Source organism: Sorangium sp. So ce327 (assembly GCF_051530205.1).
GTDB lineage: Bacteria > Myxococcota_A > Polyangia > Polyangiales > Polyangiaceae > Sorangium > Sorangium cellulosum_B.
The window spans coordinates 8,271,461-8,290,693 of sequence record NZ_CP150330.1 but is presented as its reverse complement, the minus strand read 5'-3'; the positions used below and the strand labels follow the sequence as shown (position 1 = coordinate 8,290,693).

16 protein-coding genes are annotated in these 19,233 nt (G+C 72.0%); 12 read left to right on the top strand and 4 right to left on the bottom strand.

Going from position 1 to position 19,233, the window contains the following annotated elements; genetic code table 11:
• Positions 1-64: 64 nt before the first annotated feature.
• Complete coding sequence (locus WME95_RS30765; protein ID WP_269454198.1) at positions 65-196, bottom strand: hypothetical protein; 132 nt, start codon at positions 194-196, stop codon at positions 65-67.
• Between the two features lie 454 nt (positions 197-650).
• On the opposite strand from WME95_RS30765, the gene WME95_RS30760 reads away from it, so the two are divergent.
• From WME95_RS30760 to WME95_RS30735, 6 genes are all read left to right on the top strand, one after another.
• A complete protein-coding gene (locus WME95_RS30760) occupies positions 651-1,292 on the top strand; it encodes an HAD family hydrolase (RefSeq protein ID WP_437542424.1) in 642 nt (213 codons plus the stop codon).
• A 128-nt stretch (positions 1,293-1,420) separates the two neighbouring features.
• Complete coding sequence (locus tag WME95_RS30755; RefSeq protein WP_437902905.1) at positions 1,421-2,419, top strand: hypothetical protein; 999 nt, start codon at positions 1,421-1,423, stop codon at positions 2,417-2,419.
• 258 nt (positions 2,420-2,677) lie between these two features.
• A complete protein-coding gene (locus tag WME95_RS30750; RefSeq protein ID WP_437708658.1) occupies positions 2,678-3,205 on the top strand; it encodes an RNA polymerase sigma factor in 528 nt (175 codons plus the stop codon).
• Positions 3,202-3,975: a hypothetical protein gene (locus WME95_RS30745; RefSeq protein ID WP_437902904.1), complete on the top strand. Its 774-nt coding sequence runs from the start codon at positions 3,202-3,204 to the stop codon at positions 3,973-3,975. Before WME95_RS30750 ends, WME95_RS30745 begins: the two co-directional genes overlap by 4 nt.
• Positions 3,976-4,072: 97 nt before the next feature.
• The gene (locus WME95_RS30740) at positions 4,073-5,257 is read left to right on the top strand and encodes a glycosyl hydrolase family 8 (protein ID WP_437902903.1); all 1,185 of its coding nucleotides are present in this window, start codon (positions 4,073-4,075) and stop codon (positions 5,255-5,257) included.
• 424 nt (positions 5,258-5,681) lie between these two features.
• Positions 5,682-6,824: a purple acid phosphatase family protein gene (locus WME95_RS30735; RefSeq protein ID WP_437902902.1), complete on the top strand. Its 1,143-nt coding sequence runs from the start codon at positions 5,682-5,684 to the stop codon at positions 6,822-6,824.
• Between the two features lie 39 nt (positions 6,825-6,863).
• Here WME95_RS30735 and plsY read toward each other — a convergent pair whose 3' ends face one another.
• The gene (gene plsY, locus WME95_RS30730) at positions 6,864-7,511 is read right to left on the bottom strand and encodes a glycerol-3-phosphate 1-O-acyltransferase PlsY (protein ID WP_437902901.1); all 648 of its coding nucleotides are present in this window, start codon (positions 7,509-7,511) and stop codon (positions 6,864-6,866) included.
• Between the two features lie 146 nt (positions 7,512-7,657).
• Between plsY and WME95_RS30725 the strand changes: the two genes are divergently transcribed.
• The 5 genes from WME95_RS30725 (at position 7,658) to WME95_RS30705 (ending at position 14,462) form a co-directional block, all read left to right on the top strand.
• Positions 7,658-8,935: a patatin-like phospholipase family protein gene (locus tag WME95_RS30725; RefSeq protein ID WP_437542416.1), complete on the top strand. Its 1,278-nt coding sequence runs from the start codon at positions 7,658-7,660 to the stop codon at positions 8,933-8,935.
• Between the two features lie 141 nt (positions 8,936-9,076).
• Positions 9,077-11,218 carry an SUMF1/EgtB/PvdO family nonheme iron enzyme gene (locus WME95_RS30720; RefSeq protein WP_437902900.1) on the top strand — a complete coding sequence of 714 codons (2,142 nt, stop codon included), beginning with the start codon at positions 9,077-9,079 and terminating at the stop codon, positions 11,216-11,218.
• Positions 11,219-11,501: 283 nt separating this feature from the next.
• A complete protein-coding gene (locus WME95_RS30715) occupies positions 11,502-12,167 on the top strand; it encodes an STAS domain-containing protein (RefSeq protein ID WP_437542414.1) in 666 nt (221 codons plus the stop codon).
• A 77-nt stretch (positions 12,168-12,244) separates the two neighbouring features.
• Positions 12,245-13,441 (top strand): oxygenase MpaB family protein, encoded by a 1,197-nt coding sequence (locus WME95_RS30710; protein WP_437902898.1) that lies wholly within the window; start codon positions 12,245-12,247, stop codon positions 13,439-13,441.
• A 118-nt stretch (positions 13,442-13,559) separates the two neighbouring features.
• On the top strand, positions 13,560-14,462 hold the full coding sequence (locus WME95_RS30705; protein WP_437902897.1) for a hypothetical protein: 903 nt from the start codon (positions 13,560-13,562) through the stop codon (positions 14,460-14,462).
• A gap of 113 nt (positions 14,463-14,575) precedes the next feature.
• Here the strand turns inward: WME95_RS30705 and WME95_RS30700 are convergent, their stop codons facing one another.
• Complete coding sequence (locus WME95_RS30700) at positions 14,576-14,701, bottom strand: hypothetical protein (protein ID WP_437902896.1); 126 nt, start codon at positions 14,699-14,701, stop codon at positions 14,576-14,578.
• 90 nt (positions 14,702-14,791) lie between these two features.
• On the opposite strand from WME95_RS30700, the gene pgm reads away from it, so the two are divergent.
• Complete coding sequence (gene pgm / locus WME95_RS30695) at positions 14,792-16,438, top strand: phosphoglucomutase (alpha-D-glucose-1,6-bisphosphate-dependent) (RefSeq protein ID WP_437902895.1); 1,647 nt, start codon at positions 14,792-14,794, stop codon at positions 16,436-16,438.
• Positions 16,439-16,546: 108 nt separating this feature from the next.
• Here pgm and WME95_RS30690 read toward each other — a convergent pair whose 3' ends face one another.
• Complete coding sequence (locus WME95_RS30690; protein WP_437902894.1) at positions 16,547-18,883, bottom strand: DNA polymerase II; 2,337 nt, start codon at positions 18,881-18,883, stop codon at positions 16,547-16,549.
• Positions 18,884-19,233 lie beyond the last annotated feature (350 nt).

The window sequence follows — 19,233 nt, the reverse complement described above, 5'->3', positions numbered from 1 at the left end:
AGAGGTGAGGAGCTCTGTCGAAGCGGGGTGTGAGCCGCGCCGAGCGCGGCCCCGCTCGGTCCGGCTACTTGCCCTTCTTGGCGGGCGCGGCCGGAGCAGGCGACGCCTTGGCGGTCGCGGCTGCCTTCTTCTGGTTCTTCTCCGCCGTGTCCTGCTTCTTCTGTCGCTCTTTGGCCTTCGGAGATTTGTCACCCATGGGAGCACCGCCTCGGTGGATGCGTTGGTGTTATCCGCCTTGACCGAGGCTAGCACCATCCCTGGTGGCGCAGTCACGAACTTTGTCCCTCGCGAGCGCTTATGTCTCCGCTTCTCCGCGTCTGGTCTGGTCTCGCCTCGCCTCGCCTCGCCTCGCCTCGCCTCGCCTCGTCTCGTCTCGCCTCGCCTCGCCTCGTCTCGCCGCCTCGTCGGTTTGTCTCCGGGTTGCCTCTCCCACCGACAGGCAGGGCGGCAGGGAAACCGTCGATGCGCTCGGCTGGGACCCTTGCTGGTTCCGGCGGATGGGTGGCCGTCGCGGGCGTCCACGACGTGAATCGCGCCGGCGTGGCGCTCGCGTGCGCGCGTCCTTCCGATCGGTGAGAGGCCGACGCGTGGCGCCCGCTGCCGCCGGGCTCGCTTGCCGGCATCGAGGGGCGGCGCTACGAAGGCCCGGCGTGTTCAAGGCCATCCTCTGGGACAACGATGGAGTCCTCGTCGACACCGAAGGGCTTTACTTCCAGGCAACGCGCGAGACGATTGCGTCGGTCGGCGTCGATCTCACCATCGACGACTATCGCCAGCTGTTCCTCGTCGAGGCGCGCGGCGCCTGGCACCTCGCCAGCGCTCGCGGGGTCGACGAGGCGGGCGTGCGGCGGCTGGCCGACGAGCGGGATCGCCGGTACCTCGAGCTCGTGGCGGGCGGAGACACGCTGTTGCCGGGCGTGCGAGAGGTCGTCACGGAGCTCGCCGCGCGCTTTCGCATGGCGATCGTCACGAGCAGCAAGCCCGAGCCGTTCCACCGAGCGCACGCGGCGACGGGCCTCCTGCGGTGGTTCGAGTTCGCGCTCACGCGCGATCAGTACGCGCGCGCCAAGCCGGATCCCGAGCCGTACCGGATCGCCTGCGAGCGGCTGGGGCTCGCGGCGCGCGATGTCCTCGTGATCGAGGACTCCGAGCGCGGGCTCCGGTCGGCCAAGGCCGCGGGCCTGACGTGCTGGGTCGTCCCGTCGCCGCTGACGGCGCCGTCGGACTTCACCGGCGCGGACGCGGAGCTCGGATCGCTGCGCGCGGTGCTCGCGCGCCTCCGAGGAGCGTGAGCGCGACCTCGCGTTCGCGCGATGAGGCAGCTCACAGCGCCTGTGTGTGTGCGCGCCGCCACCCCGCCGCGTCGCCCCCTGGATTTTTGCACGCAGCACATCTGCTGGGTGCATGACCATCTGGCGGTTTGCGAACAGTTCGTGGCACCTTCGGGCCCGTGGCTTCCGGTGACGGCATCTCGCTCATCGAGCTCGTCGTCCTCGGTTGGTCCTCGGCCACCGCGGCGCCGGCGCCGATCCCTATTCGCATCGACTTCGATGCCCCGGCGGACTGCTCGACCGCCGACCAGTTCTACGAGGGCCTCCGTGCGCGGTCGGACCGCGTGCGCCTCGCGGCGGACGGAGAGGACGGCTGGGGTGTCCGCGTCCGGCTGAGCCGCGGCGGGGCTGGGGTCCACGGCGAGCTGCGCGTCGTTCACGCGGGCGGCGAGACCGACACGCGCACCGTCGATGCCACGTCGTGCGACGTCGTGGTCCAGGCGCTCTCGCTCACCGCGGCGCTCTCGCTCGACGAGGTGGTCGAGGTGACCGCGCCCCTCGCTCCCCCTGCGCCGCCGCCGCCCGCTGCCCCCCCTGCGCCGCCGGTCGCCCCGCGAGAGGCGCCGCCGCTCAAGTTCGCGCTCGGCGCGCACGCCGTGGTGACCCACGTCGTCGCACCTCATGTGAGCCTGGGCGGCGCCCTCGGCGCCCGGGTGACCCCGCACGTCGAGGGCCCGTTGAGCCCTTCGTTCGGCCTCTCGCTGATGTACGCCCGGAACGACCTGCTGTCGGGCGGCGACAGCGTCCTCATCCAGTGGGCGGCTGCGGCCCTCTCCGCGTGCCCGGTGCGCTGGCAGCTCGGCCCTGTCGTCAGCGCAGAGCCGTGCGTCGTCGCCGCCGGCGGCTGGCTCGCGGCGGCGGGACGAGGTATCTCGAACCCGGAGTCCGTCGTGCGATCGTGGTGGAGCGTGGGAGGCTTCGCGCGCGCCGCTGCGCTCCTCGGCGGGGGGACCGCCCTCGAGCTCGAGGCCGGCGTCCTCGTGCCGCTCGTTCACCGGCGGTTCACGATGGGGTGGTCTGCAGAAACGGTCGGTGAGACGCCGGTGATCTCGCCGCTCGTTGGCGTTGGAATCGTGCACAACTTCTAAGCCAGGATTCTGTGATCACTCCGACTCGCGCTGGGAATTATGACCCATGCACGGCATCCGGAAGCTGGGCCGCAGGCGCGCTGCCCCCCCCGACCCGAGGACAATGTTCCGCTCTGGCTGTCGCCCATTGCTTCCGGGTAGAGTCCGTTCTTCACTGGTCTCATGCCTCGCCTCGCGGTGAGCATGGTTGCCGACGTCATGACATCGCCTGCTTTGCCTGACAGCGAGCCGGCGAGCGTTGCTCCATCGGCGGCAAACGTGAAGCAGCGGGACGCGCGCCTGCGACGGATGGTGGACGCTCATCTTGACTTCATCGGGCGGGTGCTCCGCAACGCGGGGACCCCTGCTGCCGAGATCGACGATGCGGTGCAGCGCACCTTCATCGCCGCCGCGCAGCGGCTGGACGACGTCCGGCCGGGCGCCGAGAAGAGTTTTCTTCTCCAGACCGCGCTTCACGTAGCCGCCCACGCGCGCCGCAGCGCCGCGCGCCGGCGAGAGTTCCCCGCGGCCGAGCCGCCGGAGGTTGTGGACGCTGCGACACCCGAGCAGCTCACCAGCCAGAAACACGCGCGACAGATGCTCGATCAGGTCCTCGACCAGATGGAGTCCGATCTGCGGACCGTGTTCGTGCTGTACGAGTTCGAGGAGATGAGCATGGTGGAGATCGCCGGCGTGCTGGGGATCCCGCAGGGCACCGTGGCCTCTCGGCTGCGAAGGGCCAGGGCCGATTTTCGTGAGCGCGTCCGCGCGCTGGAGCTCGTTTCGACGAGCGAGGTGAGACGATGATGGAACCACGTCGCCTACTGGAGGAGAGCGACAACCCGCTCGAACGCGCGCTGCTGAGCGCAGGCGCGTCGTATCCCACGTCACCGGAGACGCGCGCGAAGACGCTGGCCGCGCTGGGGCTCGCCGGCGCTGCAGCCCTGTCGGCCAGCGTGGCGGCGCCTGCGGCGCTCTCTGCGGCAGGGGTGTCCGCGACGTCCTCGTCGCTCGCCATGAAGCTCGGCTGGACCAAGATCCTCGTCGCGCTCTCGACGGTGGGCATGCTCGCCGGCATCCCGGCGGGCTACCTCGCCTGGCGCGGGCAAGACGCGCCGGACGTCACCGCGGCGCACCGCTTCGGCCCCGCGCTCGCCGACCCGGTCGCGCAGACGGCGGCGCAGCCTGTGCAGGCGCCTGCCTCGGCGCCAGCGCCGGAGGAGGCTCTCGCGGAGGAGACGATGGCCCCGGCGCTCGCGGGTGGCAGCAGCGCTGCGGCCACGAAGCTCGATCCGAAGCCGTCCGGTCCCCGCGCCCTGGAGGCGGAGCTCGGCGCGCTGGACGCGGCGCGCACGATGCTCGCGAGCGGGAACGCGCGAGGCGCGCTCTCGCTCCTGGACGCCTACTCCAGGGCGCATCCGCGCGGGCGGCTGAGCCTCGAGGCCGAGGTCCTGCGGATCGACGCGCTCGCGAAGAGCGGCCGCGCCGATGCTGCCTCGCAGCGCGCCGCGGCATTTCTTCGCCGGCATCCGAACAGCGTGCTTGCTTCCCGGGTACGGCGCTATGTAAACAACTAAACTCTGGGTCATGCGTCGCCCTGCCCTCCTCCGTTCGTTCCGCGCAGCTTCCGGCGTCGCCGGTGCCTGGATGGCGGTGTGTGTGCTGCCTGGGTGTGTGACCACGGTGGATTCGCTCGGCTACGACCGGATGAGCAGCGATGAGCTCGGCCCGCTGACGGGCCCCTCCGAGTACCCCAACGCGTTCCGTGACGTGCTCGGCAAGACGGACGAGGAGATCGCGGCCAAGATCGCGGACAGCTTCGATCAGCTCTTCTACGGCGATCGCGACGAAGAGACCGTCTACTACCAGGTGCCCGGCACCGAACAGGCCTACATCTGGGACGACTACCACAATAACGTGCGCTCCGAGGGCATCGGCCTCGGGATGATCATCACCGTCGAGCTCGACAAGCGAGACGAGTTCGACCGGATCTGGAGATACGCCAAGTCCACACTCCAGCTCAAGTCCGGTCCCGGCCAGGGATATCTCGTGTCATGGTGCGACGTCCCGGGGGGCATGCCGATGGCGTGCTTCGATCCCTTTGGCCTCCAGCAGGTCGCGATGGCGCTGTTCTTCGCCCACGGCCGCTGGGGGAGCGACACCGGGACCATCGACTACGGGCGGGACGCGATCGCCCTGCTCGAGGTGATGCGCCACAAGGAGGCCCTGAACGGGGGGGTCGTCTCGGGGTTTACCAACACGTTCGATTCGACGACGAAGCTCGTCTACGACTACCCGCACGTCTCGGTGGCGGACGTCACCCGTCCCTCCATCGAGATGCCCGCCTATTACGAGCTCTGGGCGCAGGCCATGCGCGACCCCTTCTGGTCCGAGGCCGCCGCCAGCGCGCGCATCCACTGGCAGGGGGCCGCGCACCCGAGCACCGGGCTCATCCCGGTGCGCGCCCACTTCGACGGCACGCCGGTGCTCAACTGGGACTACTTCGGCTCCGAGGCCTACCGCACGCAGCTGAGCCTCGCGCTCGACCACGTCTGGTTCGGCGTCGACCCGTGGCAAGTGGAGGAGGCGGACCGGCTGCTCGGGTTCTTCTCGAAGCTGGGCATCGACAAGTACGGCGCGGTCTTCAAGATCAACGGCGCGATGCTCAGCGCCACGCCCGAGTCGGCGCTCATCTTCATGAACGGGGTCACCGGGCTGATCGCGACGAACGACGATCGCGCCGACTACATCGAGGCGGTGTGGACGACGCCGCCGGCGACCGGGGAGACCCGCTACTTCTCGAGGTTGCTCCACATGCTCTCGCTGCTGGTGCTGAGCGGGCAGTTTCGCGTGTACTGAGCCGGCGCGCGGGATCCCCTCTCGATGGAGCGGGCGGACGACAGCGAGCGGCGTGCGAGAGCTCACGAGGCTTCTCCCTGGCGAACGTCGAACCAGAGGAAAGCGGCGAGCGCTGCGCATCGGTACAGGCTCGGGGCAGGAGGCGTCGCTCGGATCAGGTTGGCTCCGTTGTCAACATTGAAAGTGATATTCAAATTCGGTAGGTGGTCTGTCGGAAGGGGAGGGGGATCCGGGGGGCGGATCGGGGATCAGCGCGCGCGTCGCGGCGATGGCTCCGGCCGGTCCGCGGCGCGGATACCGTGTTGACGCCTGTGTCCGGTCTGGGTGGAAGAGCTGGTGTGCTCTGGGCTGCCGGCGCGCCGGGGCGAACAAAGCTTTGGGCGGGTGATCATCGGAGACCGGCGTTGGTTACAATGAGCGCCAGATGAAGCCTCTCCGCGCAGCTCGTCCTCTCGCGATCTCCACGAAGTCCGTTGTTGCCCTCGTCCTCTCCGCGTCGCCGGCCGTCGCGTTCGGCGCGGGCTGCGGCGTGGCGGACAGCGTGCCGATCCCGATCGCGGGAGCGCACGATGGGACAGGCGATGAGCTGACCAGCACGGGCGCGGCGAGCATCGGCGCCGGGCCGAGCGGCGGGAGCGCCGCGGGCCCCGGAGCGGGCTCGGGCGCGGGCCGCGAAGAGGCCATCGGGGCCGTCGTCTCTCGCCATGATGTCGTCAGGATCCTCGCCATCGGCGACACCGGCGAGGGAAACCTCGCGCAGAACCAGGTCGCCGATCGGATGAGCGAGAAGTGCATCGAGGTCGGGGGCTGTCACGCCGTCATGATGAACGGCGACAATTTCTACGACCACGGCGTGGTCGACACGATCGATACGCAGTGGGGCCCCAAGTTCGAGCAGCCCTACGACAGGCCGGGGCTGAACGGCCTCCCGTTCTACGCGGTGCTGGGGAACCACGACTACGGCCCCAGCAGCAGCGGCGTGCGGCAAGCGCAGATCGACTATTCGCAGCTGCCCGTGGGCGACGGGCCCGGCATGCGGCTGAGCGGTAAGTGGCACATGCCTGCCTCGTATTACGACGTTCGCGTCGGCGATGTCCATCTCTTCGGGATCGATACCGTCGACTTCACCTCCGATGACCAGGCGCGCGACATGAGCGCGCGGGTCGCCGCCTCGGACGCCACGTGGAAGATCGTCTTTGGCCATCACCCCCGCTACACGTCCGGAGTTCACGCCTCGGACAACCCGTCGCTCGGGATGAGCGGGATGTTCGCCCTGCAGCAGGCCATCTACTGCAAGGCCGACATGTACATGGCCGGCCACGACCACAACCTCGAGTTCATCGACAAGGGGCGAGACGAGGGCTGCCCGAACACCTATTTCCCCATCAGCGGCGCCGGCTCGAAGACCCGACCGGTGGTCTCCCCGGTCCCGACCGAGCGGGGGCAGCTCTTCTTCACGGACAAGACCGAGGGCTTCGCCTACCTGCGGTTCGAGGGGAGGAACCTGCTGTTCGAGTTCATCGACAAACAAGGCGCGGTGATCTTCACGAAGACCATGACCAAGTGAGCGAGCGCCGCCCTCGGCGGCCGAGCGACGCCGCGGCCGTCAGCGGCGCTCGCCGTCGCGCGGCGGGCCGTCGCGCTCGTCGTCGCGCCGCCTCCCGAACGAGATCGTGCTCTCGGTGCCCGCGAGCATCCGCCGGATGTTCGGGATGTGCTTGAGCCAGACGAGCGCTGCGAGGAGCAGCGAGAGGCAGAGGGCCGGGGCGCCCCGCTCGCCGAGGAGCCAGAGGAAGAGGGGCAGGGCGAGGGCGCCGGCGAGGGAGCCCGCCGAGACCATGCGGGTCGCCCGCACGACGACCGCGAAGACGGCCAGCGTGGCGAGCGTGGACCGCGGCGCCAGCACGAGCAGGACACCGCAGGACGTCGCGACGCCCTTGCCGCCCCGCATCCCGAGGAAGACCGTGTAGTCGTGGCCCAGCACCGCGGTGAGGCCGCCCGCCGCGGCGACCCACCCGCCCGGCGCGACGGAGAGCCACGACGCGAGGGGCCCGGCCACGAGCGCGCCCTTCGCCACATCCGCGGCGAGGACGGCCAGGCCAGGCCCCCAGCCGAAGGCGCGCAGGACGTTCGTCGCGCCGATGTTCCCCGAGCCGACCTCGCGGAGGTCGACCCCTTTGACGAACCGGCCGAAGAGGTAGCCTGTCGGGATCGCTCCGAGGAGGTAGGCAAGGGCCAGGTAGATTGCCGTCATTCGCCGTCGATGCGCGCCTCCATGCCCGCGCTCACGGCGGGTGTAGCACGCGCGGCGGGTTGAGCGCGCGCCGGGTCGAGCGCGCGCCGCGTGAAGCGCGCGCCAAAGGGCCCATGTCACGATGGCGATCATGGTATTCTGCGAACATGGCTGACCTGGCGCCCGTCTCGACCCGGAGTGGCCGCGCCCCCAAGATCGCGCTCGTCCTGGCCGGCGGCGCCGCCCGCGGCGCTTACGAGGTCGGCGTGGTGCAGCACATCCTCGAGGACGTCTCTCGCGATCTCGGCCGCGAGGCGCCGCTCGATATCCTGTGCGGCACCTCGGTCGGCGCCATCAACGTCTGCGGGCTCGCCGCGTTCGCGGACGAGGCGCGGAGCCGCGCGCGGCGGCTCGCCGGGGTGTGGACGCGCCTGCGCATCGACGATCTCGTGCGCCTCGACGTGCGCGGCGTGCTCGCGGTCGGGCACGACCTGCTCCGCGGGGGCGCCGCGAGCGCGCCCGCGAGCGGCGGCCGCGCCGCGCTCCTCGACACGTCGGGCCTCGAGCGGCAGATCGCGGAGGCCGTGCCCTTCGAGCGGATCGACGGCCACCTCGAGAGGGGGCTCCTGTCGGCGCTGACCGTGTCGACGACGCTGGTCAAGAGCGGCCGCACCGTCGTCTTCGTCCACCGCCGCGAGCCCGGCCTGCCGCCCTGGAGCCACGACCCGACGATCTCCCCGCGCGCCACCGCGATCCGCGCGCAGCACGCGCTCGCCTCGTCCGCGCTCCCCATCCTGTTCCGCCCGGTAAACATCGACGGAGAGCTCTACTGCGACGGCGGGCTGCGCCAGAACGTCCCGCTGTCGCCCGCGCGGCGCCTCGGGGCCGACGGCGTGATCGTGGTCAATCCGCGGTACATCGAGCCCGCGTCGAGCGCGGCCGAGCGCGACGCGCCGGGCTTCCCCGGGCCCCTCTTCCTGCTCGGCAAGACGCTGAACGCGCTGATGCTCGACCGGATCGACAACGACCTGGCGCGGCTCGAGAGCATCAACGGGATCCTGGAGGCGGGGCGGCGGCGCTATGGCGAGGGCTTCATCGGCGAGCTCAACGACGAGCTCGGGCTGCCGCCGGGGCGCGCGCTCCGGCCGATGCGGTCGCTGCTCATCCGCGCCTCCAAGGACATCGGCAGCCTGGCGGCGGAGTTCGTGCGATCCCCGGCGTTCCGCGCGCGGGCCACGAGCGTGCTCGGCCGCGTGATGCGGCGCCTCGCCGAGGGAGACGAGCAGCGCGAGGCCGACTTCCTGTCCTACCTGCTGTTCGACGGGGAGTTCGCGGGGCGGCTCATCGAGATAGGCCGCGCGGACGCGCGTGCGCGGCACGAGGAGCTGTGCGCGTTCTTCGAGCGGGCGCTGAGGCCGGGCGGGTTCGAGGAGCGGGCGCCCTGAGGGGGCCTGGAGACACAGGCACGCACTGGATCCGTCCGGATCCTCTCGGGCGCTGGGGCTCAGACGGCATGGGGCGCTGGGCGCCACTCTGGGCGCGAGCTCCGCGCGGCCGGGGCGCCCGGTGTAGACTCGCGCCGCGAGATGGCACCTTCGGATCCCTTCGGCTGGGTGGGCGCGACGATCGGCGGCAAGTACCGGCTCGACGCCGTGGTCGGCGAGGGCGGGTTCGGCGTCGTCTACCGCGGCCAGCACCTCGGGTTCGACGAGCCGGTCGCGGTCAAGTGCCTGAAGCTGCTCGGATCGCTGGCCCCGGCGGAGCGCACGTCGTTCCAGCGGATGCTCCTCGACGAGGGGCGGCTCCTCCACCGCCTCTCCCGGGCGAGCGCCGGCATCGTGCAGGCCCTCGACACCGGCGCCGCGGTCTCGCCGTCGGGCGAGTGGACGCCCTATCTCGTGCTCGAGTGGCTCCATGGCGTGCCGCTCGACCGCGAGATCGCCGAGCGGCGCGCCCGCGGCGAGGCGGCGCGCCCGCTCGCCGAGGCGGTCGCCCTCCTCGCGCCCGCGGCGTACGCGCTCGATGTCGCGCACGCGCAGGGCGTCGCCCACCGCGACGTCAAGCCGGCCAACCTGTTCCTCGCGGAGATCGGCGGCCGGCGCACGATGAAGGTGCTGGACTTCGGCATCGCCAAGGTGCTCGGCGAGCTCTCGAGCATGACGCAGGCGATGGCCGAGACGGGGAGCGCGCTCCGGGCCTTCACCGTCCATTACGGCGCGCCGGAGCAGTTTCACCACCGCTTCGGCGCGACCGGGCCGTGGACCGACGTCTTCGCGCTCGCCCTGGTGCTCATCGAGGTCGCCTCGGGCAACCGCGCCCTCCTCGGGAGCGACGTCACGCAGCTCTACATCGCCGCGACCGATCCGGCGTTCCGCCCGAGCCTGGGCGGCGCGGGCGTGAGCGCGCCCGACGCCGTCGAGGCGGTGGTGCGCCGGGCGCTCGCGATCGACCCGCGGGAGCGCTACCGCACGGCAGGCGAGCTCTGGGGAGCGCTCGAGGCCGCGATGGCGACGGCCCCGCCCGCGGGCGCGGCGCCCGGCGCTGCGGCGCTGGGCGTGTCGGGGACAGAGCGCGTGGCTGCCGGCCCTGCCGCGCTGGGCCTGGCGGACACGGCGCAACCGCCGGCCGCGCTGCCTGCGCATGAAGGCGGCGCGCTCGCGTCCACGTCCATGGACGGCGCGCCTGCGCCCGCTGGGACCGCGCTCGCCGGCGCGCCGCCCGCGCCATCCCTCACGACGATGCGTGGCCTGGCGACGAGCGCGCCGCCGCAGGCAGCCCCGCAACCGGCGTCGCCCCCTCCCACGCCCCAGGCCGCCAGGGCCGCCCCGCGGCGGCGCCTGTTGCCCGCGCTCGTCTCGGCGGCCGCGCTGGCCGCGGCCGGCGCAGGCGCCGTCGCGTTCGTCCGCCACCGCGCCCCCGACGATGCGCCGCCGGCGCGCGCGCTCGGCGGCCTGACCGCGCCCCCGGTGAAGGCGCCATCCCCGCCCGACATGGTCCGGATGCCGGCGGGCCGCTTCACGATGGGCAGCGCGAAGGGCGGCAAATCCGAGCGCCCGCCCCACGAGGTGACGCTCACCCGCGCGTTCGACGTCGATCGCACCGAGGTGACGGTGGCCGCCTACCAGCGCTGCGTCGACGCGGGCCGGTGCACGCCGAGCGGCCTGCACGGCCCCCGCGCGACCGACGCCGACGTCGAGCAGCGCGGCGCGCTCTGCACCGCGGCGGATCCCGCGAAGTCGCAACACCCGATCTCGTGCGTCGACCAGGCGCAGGCGGCCGCGTACTGCGCCTTCGCCGGCAAGCGGCTCCCGACCGAGGCCGAGTGGGAATACGCCGCGCGCGGCGCCGACGGCCGCGAGTACCCGTGGGGCAACGAGCCGCCAGGGTGCGCGCACGCGGTCGTGTCCCGGTCTCCTGGGCAGGGCTGCGGCGGGCGCGGTAGGGGCACCCAGGAGGTCGGCTCGGCCAAGGCCGGAGCTAGCCCGTCGGGCGCGCTCGACATGGCGGGCAACGTCTGGGAGTGGGTGGCCGACGGCTGGGACCCAGGCGTGTATGCCAGAGGCGCCCAGACAGATCCCCAGGTGCCGGCGACCGGCAGCAAGGGCGTGCTCCGGGGGGGATCGTGGGACTTCTCCGCCAGCACGGCGAAAGCGACGTTCCGCCTGGCGTATGATCGTGAGGCAGGTGACGTCTCGACCGGGTTTCGCTGCGTTCGCTCGGTCGATTGAACACGAGGTCCCGAGAGCGGGCAGCGGGGAAGCGCGCATCAGCCGGCCAGGCTCATTTCAGTGGCGCCGGGGATAGGCTATCCATCCCATCTTGGTCGAACGTCGATTCACACGCCCGAGCGCGAGGTAGGATGTTGGGACACGTAGAGCCGTGCGATCGGGCGCACAAGACCAGGTCATCGCGAGCACGTCCTCCCCTGCGGGCCGGCGAGGTCCACCTCGCGCAGGAGCGCGGTGACTCCGCTTCCTCACCGGTCAACCCCTGCTGCGCCCACAGGAGCCCATGCAAGAATCCGAGAACATGATCTCCATCGAGGAAGGCCGGATGCAACGCGTCATCGACGCGGTTGCGCTCGCGTCCACGGGAGAGGTCGAGCTCGCGCTGAAGCAGCTGGCGGCGGTCGAACACGACGCCTTCGGGGTGATCGAGGAGGCTCTGCGCGTCTTTCTCTCCGAGCTCTCCGCGACCACGCAGCAGAAGAGCCAGGCGCTCGCCGCGCTCGCCGCCTCGAAGCGCGAGCTCGAGCATCAGCTGGACACCATCCAGCGCCAGGAGTGCGCGATCCGGGAGCTCTCGGTGCCGATCATCGACATATGGCACGGCATCCTCACGCTCCCGCTCGTCGGGCTGTTCGACTCGGTGCGCGCCGTCGAGGTGACCGAGCGGCTCCTCGTGCGCGTGGCGGAAGACAGCGACGTCGAGTGGGTGATCCTCGATCTGACCGGCGTCACGCTCATCGACTCCATGACCGCCCAGCACCTCATCAAGCTGGCTCAGGCGGTGCAGCTCCTCGGCGCGCGCTGCGTCCTCACCGGCCTGGGCGGTCATGTCGCGGAGACGCTCGTCGCGATCGGCGTCGCGTTCGATGAGCTGAACCCGATGCGCAGCCTGCGGGAGGGGCTCAGGTTCTGCCTTGCGCAGCGGGGGCGCGCGATCTCACCGCGGTGATCCGCGGAGCTCCGCTTCGTGCGGCGTCGCCTTTGCGGAGCGCGGCCGGTGTGCCAAGGGATATCCTGTTGCAGCCCATGGAGAACGCGACGATCCCCGCTCGCTTCCAGGACACCGCAGACGCCCGACGTCGCTTCGGCGACCAGCTCGATCGCCTGGGGCCCTTCCTGCTCCGCGTCGATCCGGTCGCCGACGCCGTCGTGGACGCGTTCGCGTCGATGCCGCCGGGCCAGGGCTTCCGCCTCCTGGAGGCTGCCCTCGCGCGCGGCATGCGCGGCATGAACGATGACCGCACGGTGAAAGAGGCCCCGGCCGAGCTGCGGGCGCTCTTCGCGTCGGTCGATCACGTGCCCCTCTGGGTGGACTGGGAGGCGGTGAACCGCGGCGGGGCGGCGTTCCTGCGCACGGGCGTGCTCGGCGGGATCCTGCTCGCCATGCAGTCGCTCATCCTCGGGTACGCGTCGCCCGGCGGGAACAAGCCGCTCGTCTTCTCGGGGAGGCTCCGCGAGCAGGCCGACCGCCGCCTCGCCGAGACGAGCCGGTTCGTCTATGCCGTGAGCCAGGCGAACGGAATGCGCCGCTCCGGCGAGGGCTTCGCGATCACCGTCAAGGTGCGCGTCATGCACGCGCAGGTGCGGCGCCTCATCCGCGCGAGCGGCCGGTGGCAGGCGGCCCTCTGGGGCGAGCCGATCAACCAGCACGACATGGTGGCGACGGCGCTGCTCTTCTCGGTCGCGGTCATCGACGGCCTCGACAAGCTCGCCTACCGCTTCGCGCCCGCCCAGAGGGAGGACCTCGTCCACCTCTGGCGCTACGTGGCCCACGTCATCGGCGTCGAGCCGGAGCTCATCCCCGGGTCCTACGCCGAGGCGCGACGGCTGGCCGATATGATCTTCGCGACGCAGGGCGCGCCGGATCACGACTCGCGCATGCTCGTGGACGCGCTGCTCAGCCGCAGGGTGCGCAGCGCGCGGACCGACGGCGAGCGCCGGAGCGCCGAGCGGTTCATGGCCGTCTCCTGCGGCCTCTCCCGGGCCGTGCTGGGCGACGAGCTCGCCGAGCAGCTCGGCGTGCCCCGGCAGCGCTCGCCCCTCGTCGTGCCGCTGCTCCGCGCGATCGCCGCCGCGTCGAGCCGCGCGCACGCGCTGCCGCACCTGCAGGATCTCGCGCTCGACCTCGGCGACCTCCGCTGGCGGCGCGTCATCTCGATGGGCCTCGGCGGCCGCCCGGCCGACTTCGCGCCCCCGGAGCGCCTCGCCGGCAGCGGCACCTGAGCGGCCGCGCGGCGGGGCGAGGCGGCTCCGGCGCCGGATGTCCAGGGCGATGGCGTGGGAGCGGGCGCGGCCGTCGGGGTTGAACCGCCCTCCGGTTCTGCGGTACGAGACCTCCGGCATGGAGATCATCCCTTACGGTGGTTGGAAGCGCGCCGCGCGCCTCGTCTGCGGTGACACGGAGCTCGTCGTCACGCTCGACATCGGCCCGCGCATCATCCGGTACGGCGTCATCGGCGGTCCGAACGAGTTCTCCGAGATCCCCGAGGACATGGGCGCGACAGGCGGGACCCACTACAGGTTCTACGGCGGTCACCGGCTCTGGATCGGCCCCGAGGACGAGCAGCGGACGTTGCAGCCCGACAACGATCCGGTCGACCACCGGGAGGAGAACGGCGCGCTCGTGCTCCGGACCGCGCCGGACAGGTACGGAATGCAGAAGGAGGTCCGCATCGCGGCGGACGCCGCGGCGGGCAGGTTCGTCATCGATCATGCGATCGAGAACCACAGCGCCTATGCCGTCGAGTTCGCCCCGTGGTCGCTCTCCGTGATGGCGGGCGGCGGCGAGTGCCTGTTCCCGCAGGCGCCGTTCGTCCCGCACCCCGATCGCGTCCTGCCGGCGCGGCCGCTCGTGCTGTGGTCGTACACCGACATGGCCGAGCCCCGGTGGACCTGGGGCAAGCGCGTGATCCGCCTGCGGCAGGTCGCGGGCAAGGGGCCGCAGAAGGTGGGTGCGCTCGTGACCCAGGGCTACGCGGCGTACGCGAACCACGGGAACGTGTTCCTGAAGCGGTTCCCGTTCATCGAGGGCGCCACGTACCCGGACATGGGGTGCAACTTCGAGACGTTCACGAACGCGGACATGCTCGAGATCGAGTCGCTCGGCCCGCTGCAGCGCGTTTCGCCCGGCGCCCGCGCGGAGCACCGGGAGGCGTGGTATCTCCTCAAGGGCGTTCAGCCGCCCGCCGAGGACGGCGCGTGCGCGGACTGGCTCGAGGCGGCGGCGAACGACAGGCCGCTGTGAACCGCCGATCCTGAGCGCGTGGGGGGGCGGGCCCTCCGCGCCACCGCCACGGCCTCCCGCGGGGGGCGGCGAGGCGAGCGGCGCTCAGGCCTCCACCTTGCCGGCCGCGCGCCTCAGGAAGGCCTCGATCGCGCGCGCCGACGCCTTGGCTCGAAGAGCGCGCCGGTGCCGTCGAGGCCGGGGAGGAGCAGCAGCCGGAGCGGCGCGGTCACGGGCGAGAGGATCGCCGGGAATCGCACGCGCGGCAATCTAGCCGCGCCCCTGCGCGGCGCCCGGGGCGCCCCGTGGAAGGGTTGGCTCGTCCCGCGCGCTCGGCTATGCGGGGGCTCATGCCGCTCCACCCCCTCGCGGGCCGCAAGGCCCCTCCCGATGTGCTGATCGATCCCGACACGCTGCGCGCGCAGTACTACAGCGAGCGCCCCGACATGAGCGATCCGCAGCAGCGCGTCGCCTTCGGCACCTCCGGCCACCGCGGCTCGGCCGCGCGGCGCAGCTTCAACGAGGCGCACGTCCTCGCGGTCGCGCAGGCCATCTGCGACTACCGCGCGAAGGAGGGCACGACGGGCTCGCTCTACCTCGGCATGGACACGCACGCGCTCTCGGAGCCGGCGCAGCGCAGCGTGATCGAGGTCTTCGCGGCCAACGGCGTCGACGTCCTCATCGCCGAGCGGAACGGCGTCACGCCGACGCCGGCCATCTCGCACGCGATCCTCACGGCCAACCGCGGGCGCACCTCGGGGCTCGCGGACGGCGTGGTGATCACGCCGTCGCACAACCCGCCCGACGACGGCGGCATCAAGTACAACCCACCGAACGGCGGGCCGGCCGACACCGCCGTCACCGGCTGGATCGAGGCGCGCGCCAACGAGCTGCTCCGCGGCGACAACGCGGGCGTGAAGCGCACGCCCTACGAGGCCGCGCTGCGCGCGCCGACGACCCACCCGTACGATTTCATCGGCCCCTACGTCGCCGATCTCGGCAACGTCGTCGATCTCGAGGCCGTCCGCGGCGCGAAGCTGCGCATCGGCGTCGATCCGCTCGGCGGCTCGAACATCGCGTACTGGGCGCCGATCGCCGAGAAATTCGGGCTGGATATCACGGTGGTGAACCAGGCCGTCGACCCCACCTTCAGCTTCATGCCCCTCGATCACGACGGCAAGATCCGCATGGACTGCTCGTCGCCGCACGCGATGGCGAACCTCATCGCGCTCAAGGACGACTACGATCTCGCGTTCGGCAACGACGCCGACTCGGATCGCCACGGCATCGTCACCCGCAGCGCCGGGCTGATGAACCCGAACCATTACCTCGCCGTGGCGGTGTCCTACCTCTTCCGGAACCGCCCGCTCTGGCGGTCCGACGCGGCCGTGGGCAAGACGCTCGTCTCGAGCAGCATGATCGATCGGGTGGCGAAGGACCTCGGCCGCCCGCTCCGCGAGGTGCCGGTCGGCTTCAAGTGGTTCGTCGACGGGCTGCTCGACGGCTCGCTCGGCTTCGGCGGCGAGGAGAGCGCGGGCGCCTCGTTCCTGCGGAAGAACGGGCAGGTGTGGTCGACGGACAAGGACGGTATCCTCCTCGACCTGCTCGCCGCCGAGATCCTCGCCCGCACCGGGCGCGACCCGGCCGAGCACTACCGCGACCTCACGGCGCGGTTCGGCGCGCCGATCTACACGCGCATCGACGCGCCGGCCACGCCGAGCCAGAAGAGCGTGCTCAAGAAGCTCTCCCCCGACGCGGTGCGCGCCGAGACCCTCGCGGGCGAGCCGATCACCGCGAAGCTCACGCGCGCGCCCGGCAACGGCGGCGAGATCGGCGGGCTCAAGGTCGTCGCGGAGAACGGCTGGTTCGCCGCGCGGCCCTCGGGGACCGAGGACGTCTACAAGATCTACGCGGAGAGCTTCAAGGACCAGGCGCACCTCGATCGCGTGCTCGACGAGGCGCGCGCGATGGTCTCCGACGCGCTGTCGGCCACGTGAGCTCCCCGGGCGCGCCCGTGAGCTCTCGATCTCCCGGCGCGCCTCCGGAGACTCCGCCACGCGCCCGCCCGCCCGCCCCCGGGTTCGCCTCGCGCGACCAGCGCCGGGTCAGAACAGCGAGAGCTGCCGCCGCGCGCCCGTCATCTCATCGAAATCGACCCCGCCCAGCCACCGCAGCACCGAGTCCGCGATCGGCTTGAGCTGCTGCGACACGTAATGATCGTAGTCCGGCGGCGCCGTCGTCTGGCCCGCCGGCTCGGGGCCAGCGCGCGTGATCACATAGGCCACGATCCGCCCCGCGTCGCCGCCCAGCTTGCGGGCCGCCTTCACGTGCGGCGGCGTCGTCTTCGTGTAAGCGCCGAGCGGCTTCCTCAGCGCCTTCTTGTAGACGAGCTCCGCGTCGAACCGCCCCGCGCGGAGCTCCGTCACGAAGCTCCGCACGAAGCCCTCCACCGGGCGATCGTGGAAGACCAGGTCGAGCAGCTCCCGCTGGAAGCGCCGCGCGACCGCGCTCGCGTCCCGCCGGACCGCCTCGAGCCCGACGATCTCGAGCTTGTCGCCGCCCTCCCCGGCGACGAGGCCCGCATAGCGCTTCTTGCTGCCCTGCGCGGCGCCGCGCAGCTCGGGCAGGAGGAAGCGCGCATAGACCTTCTCGAACTCGAGCTCCAGCCGGCTCTCGCAGCCGAACGTCCTCGCGATCTCGGCGGCGACCGACCCGGAGAGGGCGTCGCGGAGCTCCTCGGCCCGGGCGACGGCGCGCGCCGCGTCCGGCTCGCCTATATCGACGAAGAGAGAGTCGGTGTCCCCGTAAAGCACCCGGTGCCCGGCCCTCCGCACCGCCTCGGCCGTGAGCCTGATGACGTGCTGCCCGGCGCGCGTGATGGCGTTCGCGACCTCGGGGGAGAACAGGCGCGACGCGGGGGAGCCGAGCACGCCGAAGAGCGAGTTCATGAGGATCTTGATGGCCATCGCGCCCCGCTCGTCGCCCGCCCGCCGCGCCTCGGCCCGCTCGTCCCAGAGGCGCGCGACGAGCTCGGGCAAGATGCCCGGCTCGCCGCGCCGGAAGGCCGCGCCGCCCGGCGTCACGATGAGCGCCTCCGGCGGCCCCGCGCCCCCGGCGACGAACGTCAGCGGGTCGATGTTGAACGTGCGAATGAGGCTCGGATAGAGGCTCTTGTAATCGTACACAACGATGTTGCGGTAGAGCCCCGGCAGCGAATCGAGCACCAGGCCGCCGGCGATCTCCGCCCCTCCCTCCGGCCCCTCCCTCGACACCGAGGGCGCGACCTTGCCGCGGGCGCGGAGCGCGGGCAGGTAGAGCGAGTCGATCGCGGCGATCTGCGCCCCCACGCGGTCGAGCTGCATGCCGTTGAGAAGGCTCCTCCGCGCCGAGAGCTCGATGAGCCCTGTCTTCTCGAGCAGATCCCGGACGAGGCGCGCGTCCTCGAGGTTGTACTCCGCGAGCCGCGCCGGGTCGTCGCGGTACGACGCCTCGATCTGCTCGCCCCGGTCGTCTGGCCCGAACAGCTTGCCGCGCCCGAGGATCGTCCGAGCGGCGGTCTCGAGGCGGTAATCGTCCAGCCGCAGGAAGGCGCCGCGGAGGAGCGCGAGGCCGTCGAGCACCACCCGCCCCGGCAGGACGGCGCGCGCCTCGCGCGAGAAGCCCGGATCGCGCAGGATCGCGATCTCGTCATCGCCCCTCCCGAGCGCGCACAGGAGCCCGGCGCGCCGGCAATAACGCTGGAGCGCGGGCAGATCGAAATCCGGGATGTTCCAGCCGGTGAGGACGTCGGGGTCCGCCTGCGCGACGAGCTCGAGGAAGCGCTCGAGGAGCGTCCGCTCGTCAGGGAAGCGCTCGACGAAGGCGGGGAGCCCGCCCGGCGCCGGCTCGTCGCGGACGAGGAGGCAGCGCTCGCCGCCCGCCCCCGCGAGGCCAATGGCATAGAGGTGCTCGCCGTCGAGGCTCGTCTCGATATCGAGCGAGAGCACGCGGAGGCGGGGGACGAAGCTCGCGGGGACGAGCGTGGGATTGCGGTACACGCGCCCGACGCCCGGGTGGAGCTCGAAGGGCCCGGAGACCGCGAACGCCCCGCGGATGCCGCGATCGATGAGAAAGCGGTAGGGAAAGCGCACGTCCGCCTCGAGGGCGTCGGCGCCGGCCTCGGCCAGCCTGTCGCGCAGCGCCGCGACGTCCCGCGGGAGCGCGGCCTCGACGCGCAGGACCGGCTCTCCGTCGAGCGTCTCGAGCGCCTGCGGAGAGACGCGGCGATCCGCGAGCCGCCGCGCGACGTCCTCGTCGCGGGCGCGCACGAAGAAGTAGGGCCTGAACCTGTCCTCGATGACGAGCGCCGGCGCGCCGTCCTCCATCACCGCGTGGAGGTGGATCTCCGGGCACCCGGCGACGACCCGGGTCGTGGGCGTGAGGATGAAGCCGCGGTCAGGCATGTGCGAATTCGCGGAGGCCCCCCGGGCGAGCTCTTCGCCAGCGCGCGAGGCGGCCCGGGGCCGCTCCACGCTTCACTTGACCACCGGGACCCGCGCCCCGCAAGCCCCTCCCACCTCGGGGGGCAGGGGATTTCCCGGAGGAGCGCGATTGCCGAGGGAGCCGGGCCTCCGCCGGAGAGCGCGCCTTTCGTGGAGGCGAGCGCCTTTGTCGGGTTGCACGCTCGATTCAACGGGGGATGGCCAGCTTGATGGGTTTGACGTGGAATCCCGAGATGCGGCGGGGACGACTCCCCGGGTGTGCGGCGATCGCCCCGCGAGCGCGCCCGCGCGCAGCGCCATGAGCAGGGCAG

Coding starts and splice junctions, on each gene's coding strand:
- WME95_RS30765 (WP_269454198.1), bottom strand. CDS start 196: ATGGGTGACAAATCTCCGAAGGCCAAAGAGCGACAGAAGAAGCAGGAC.
- WME95_RS30745 (WP_437902904.1), top strand. CDS start 3,202: ATGATGGAACCACGTCGCCTACTGGAGGAGAGCGACAACCCGCTCGAA.
- WME95_RS30735 (WP_437902902.1), top strand. CDS start 5,682: ATGAAGCCTCTCCGCGCAGCTCGTCCTCTCGCGATCTCCACGAAGTCC.
- plsY (WP_437902901.1), bottom strand. CDS start 7,511: ATGACGGCAATCTACCTGGCCCTTGCCTACCTCCTCGGAGCGATCCCG.
- WME95_RS30725 (WP_437542416.1), top strand. CDS start 7,658: ATGGCTGACCTGGCGCCCGTCTCGACCCGGAGTGGCCGCGCCCCCAAG.
- WME95_RS30720 (WP_437902900.1), top strand. CDS start 9,077: ATGGCACCTTCGGATCCCTTCGGCTGGGTGGGCGCGACGATCGGCGGC.
- WME95_RS30715 (WP_437542414.1), top strand. CDS start 11,502: ATGCAAGAATCCGAGAACATGATCTCCATCGAGGAAGGCCGGATGCAA.
- WME95_RS30710 (WP_437902898.1), top strand. CDS start 12,245: ATGGAGAACGCGACGATCCCCGCTCGCTTCCAGGACACCGCAGACGCC.
- WME95_RS30705 (WP_437902897.1), top strand. CDS start 13,560: ATGGAGATCATCCCTTACGGTGGTTGGAAGCGCGCCGCGCGCCTCGTC.
- pgm (WP_437902895.1), top strand. CDS start 14,792: ATGCCGCTCCACCCCCTCGCGGGCCGCAAGGCCCCTCCCGATGTGCTG.
- WME95_RS30690 (WP_437902894.1), bottom strand. CDS start 18,883: ATGCCTGACCGCGGCTTCATCCTCACGCCCACGACCCGGGTCGTCGCC.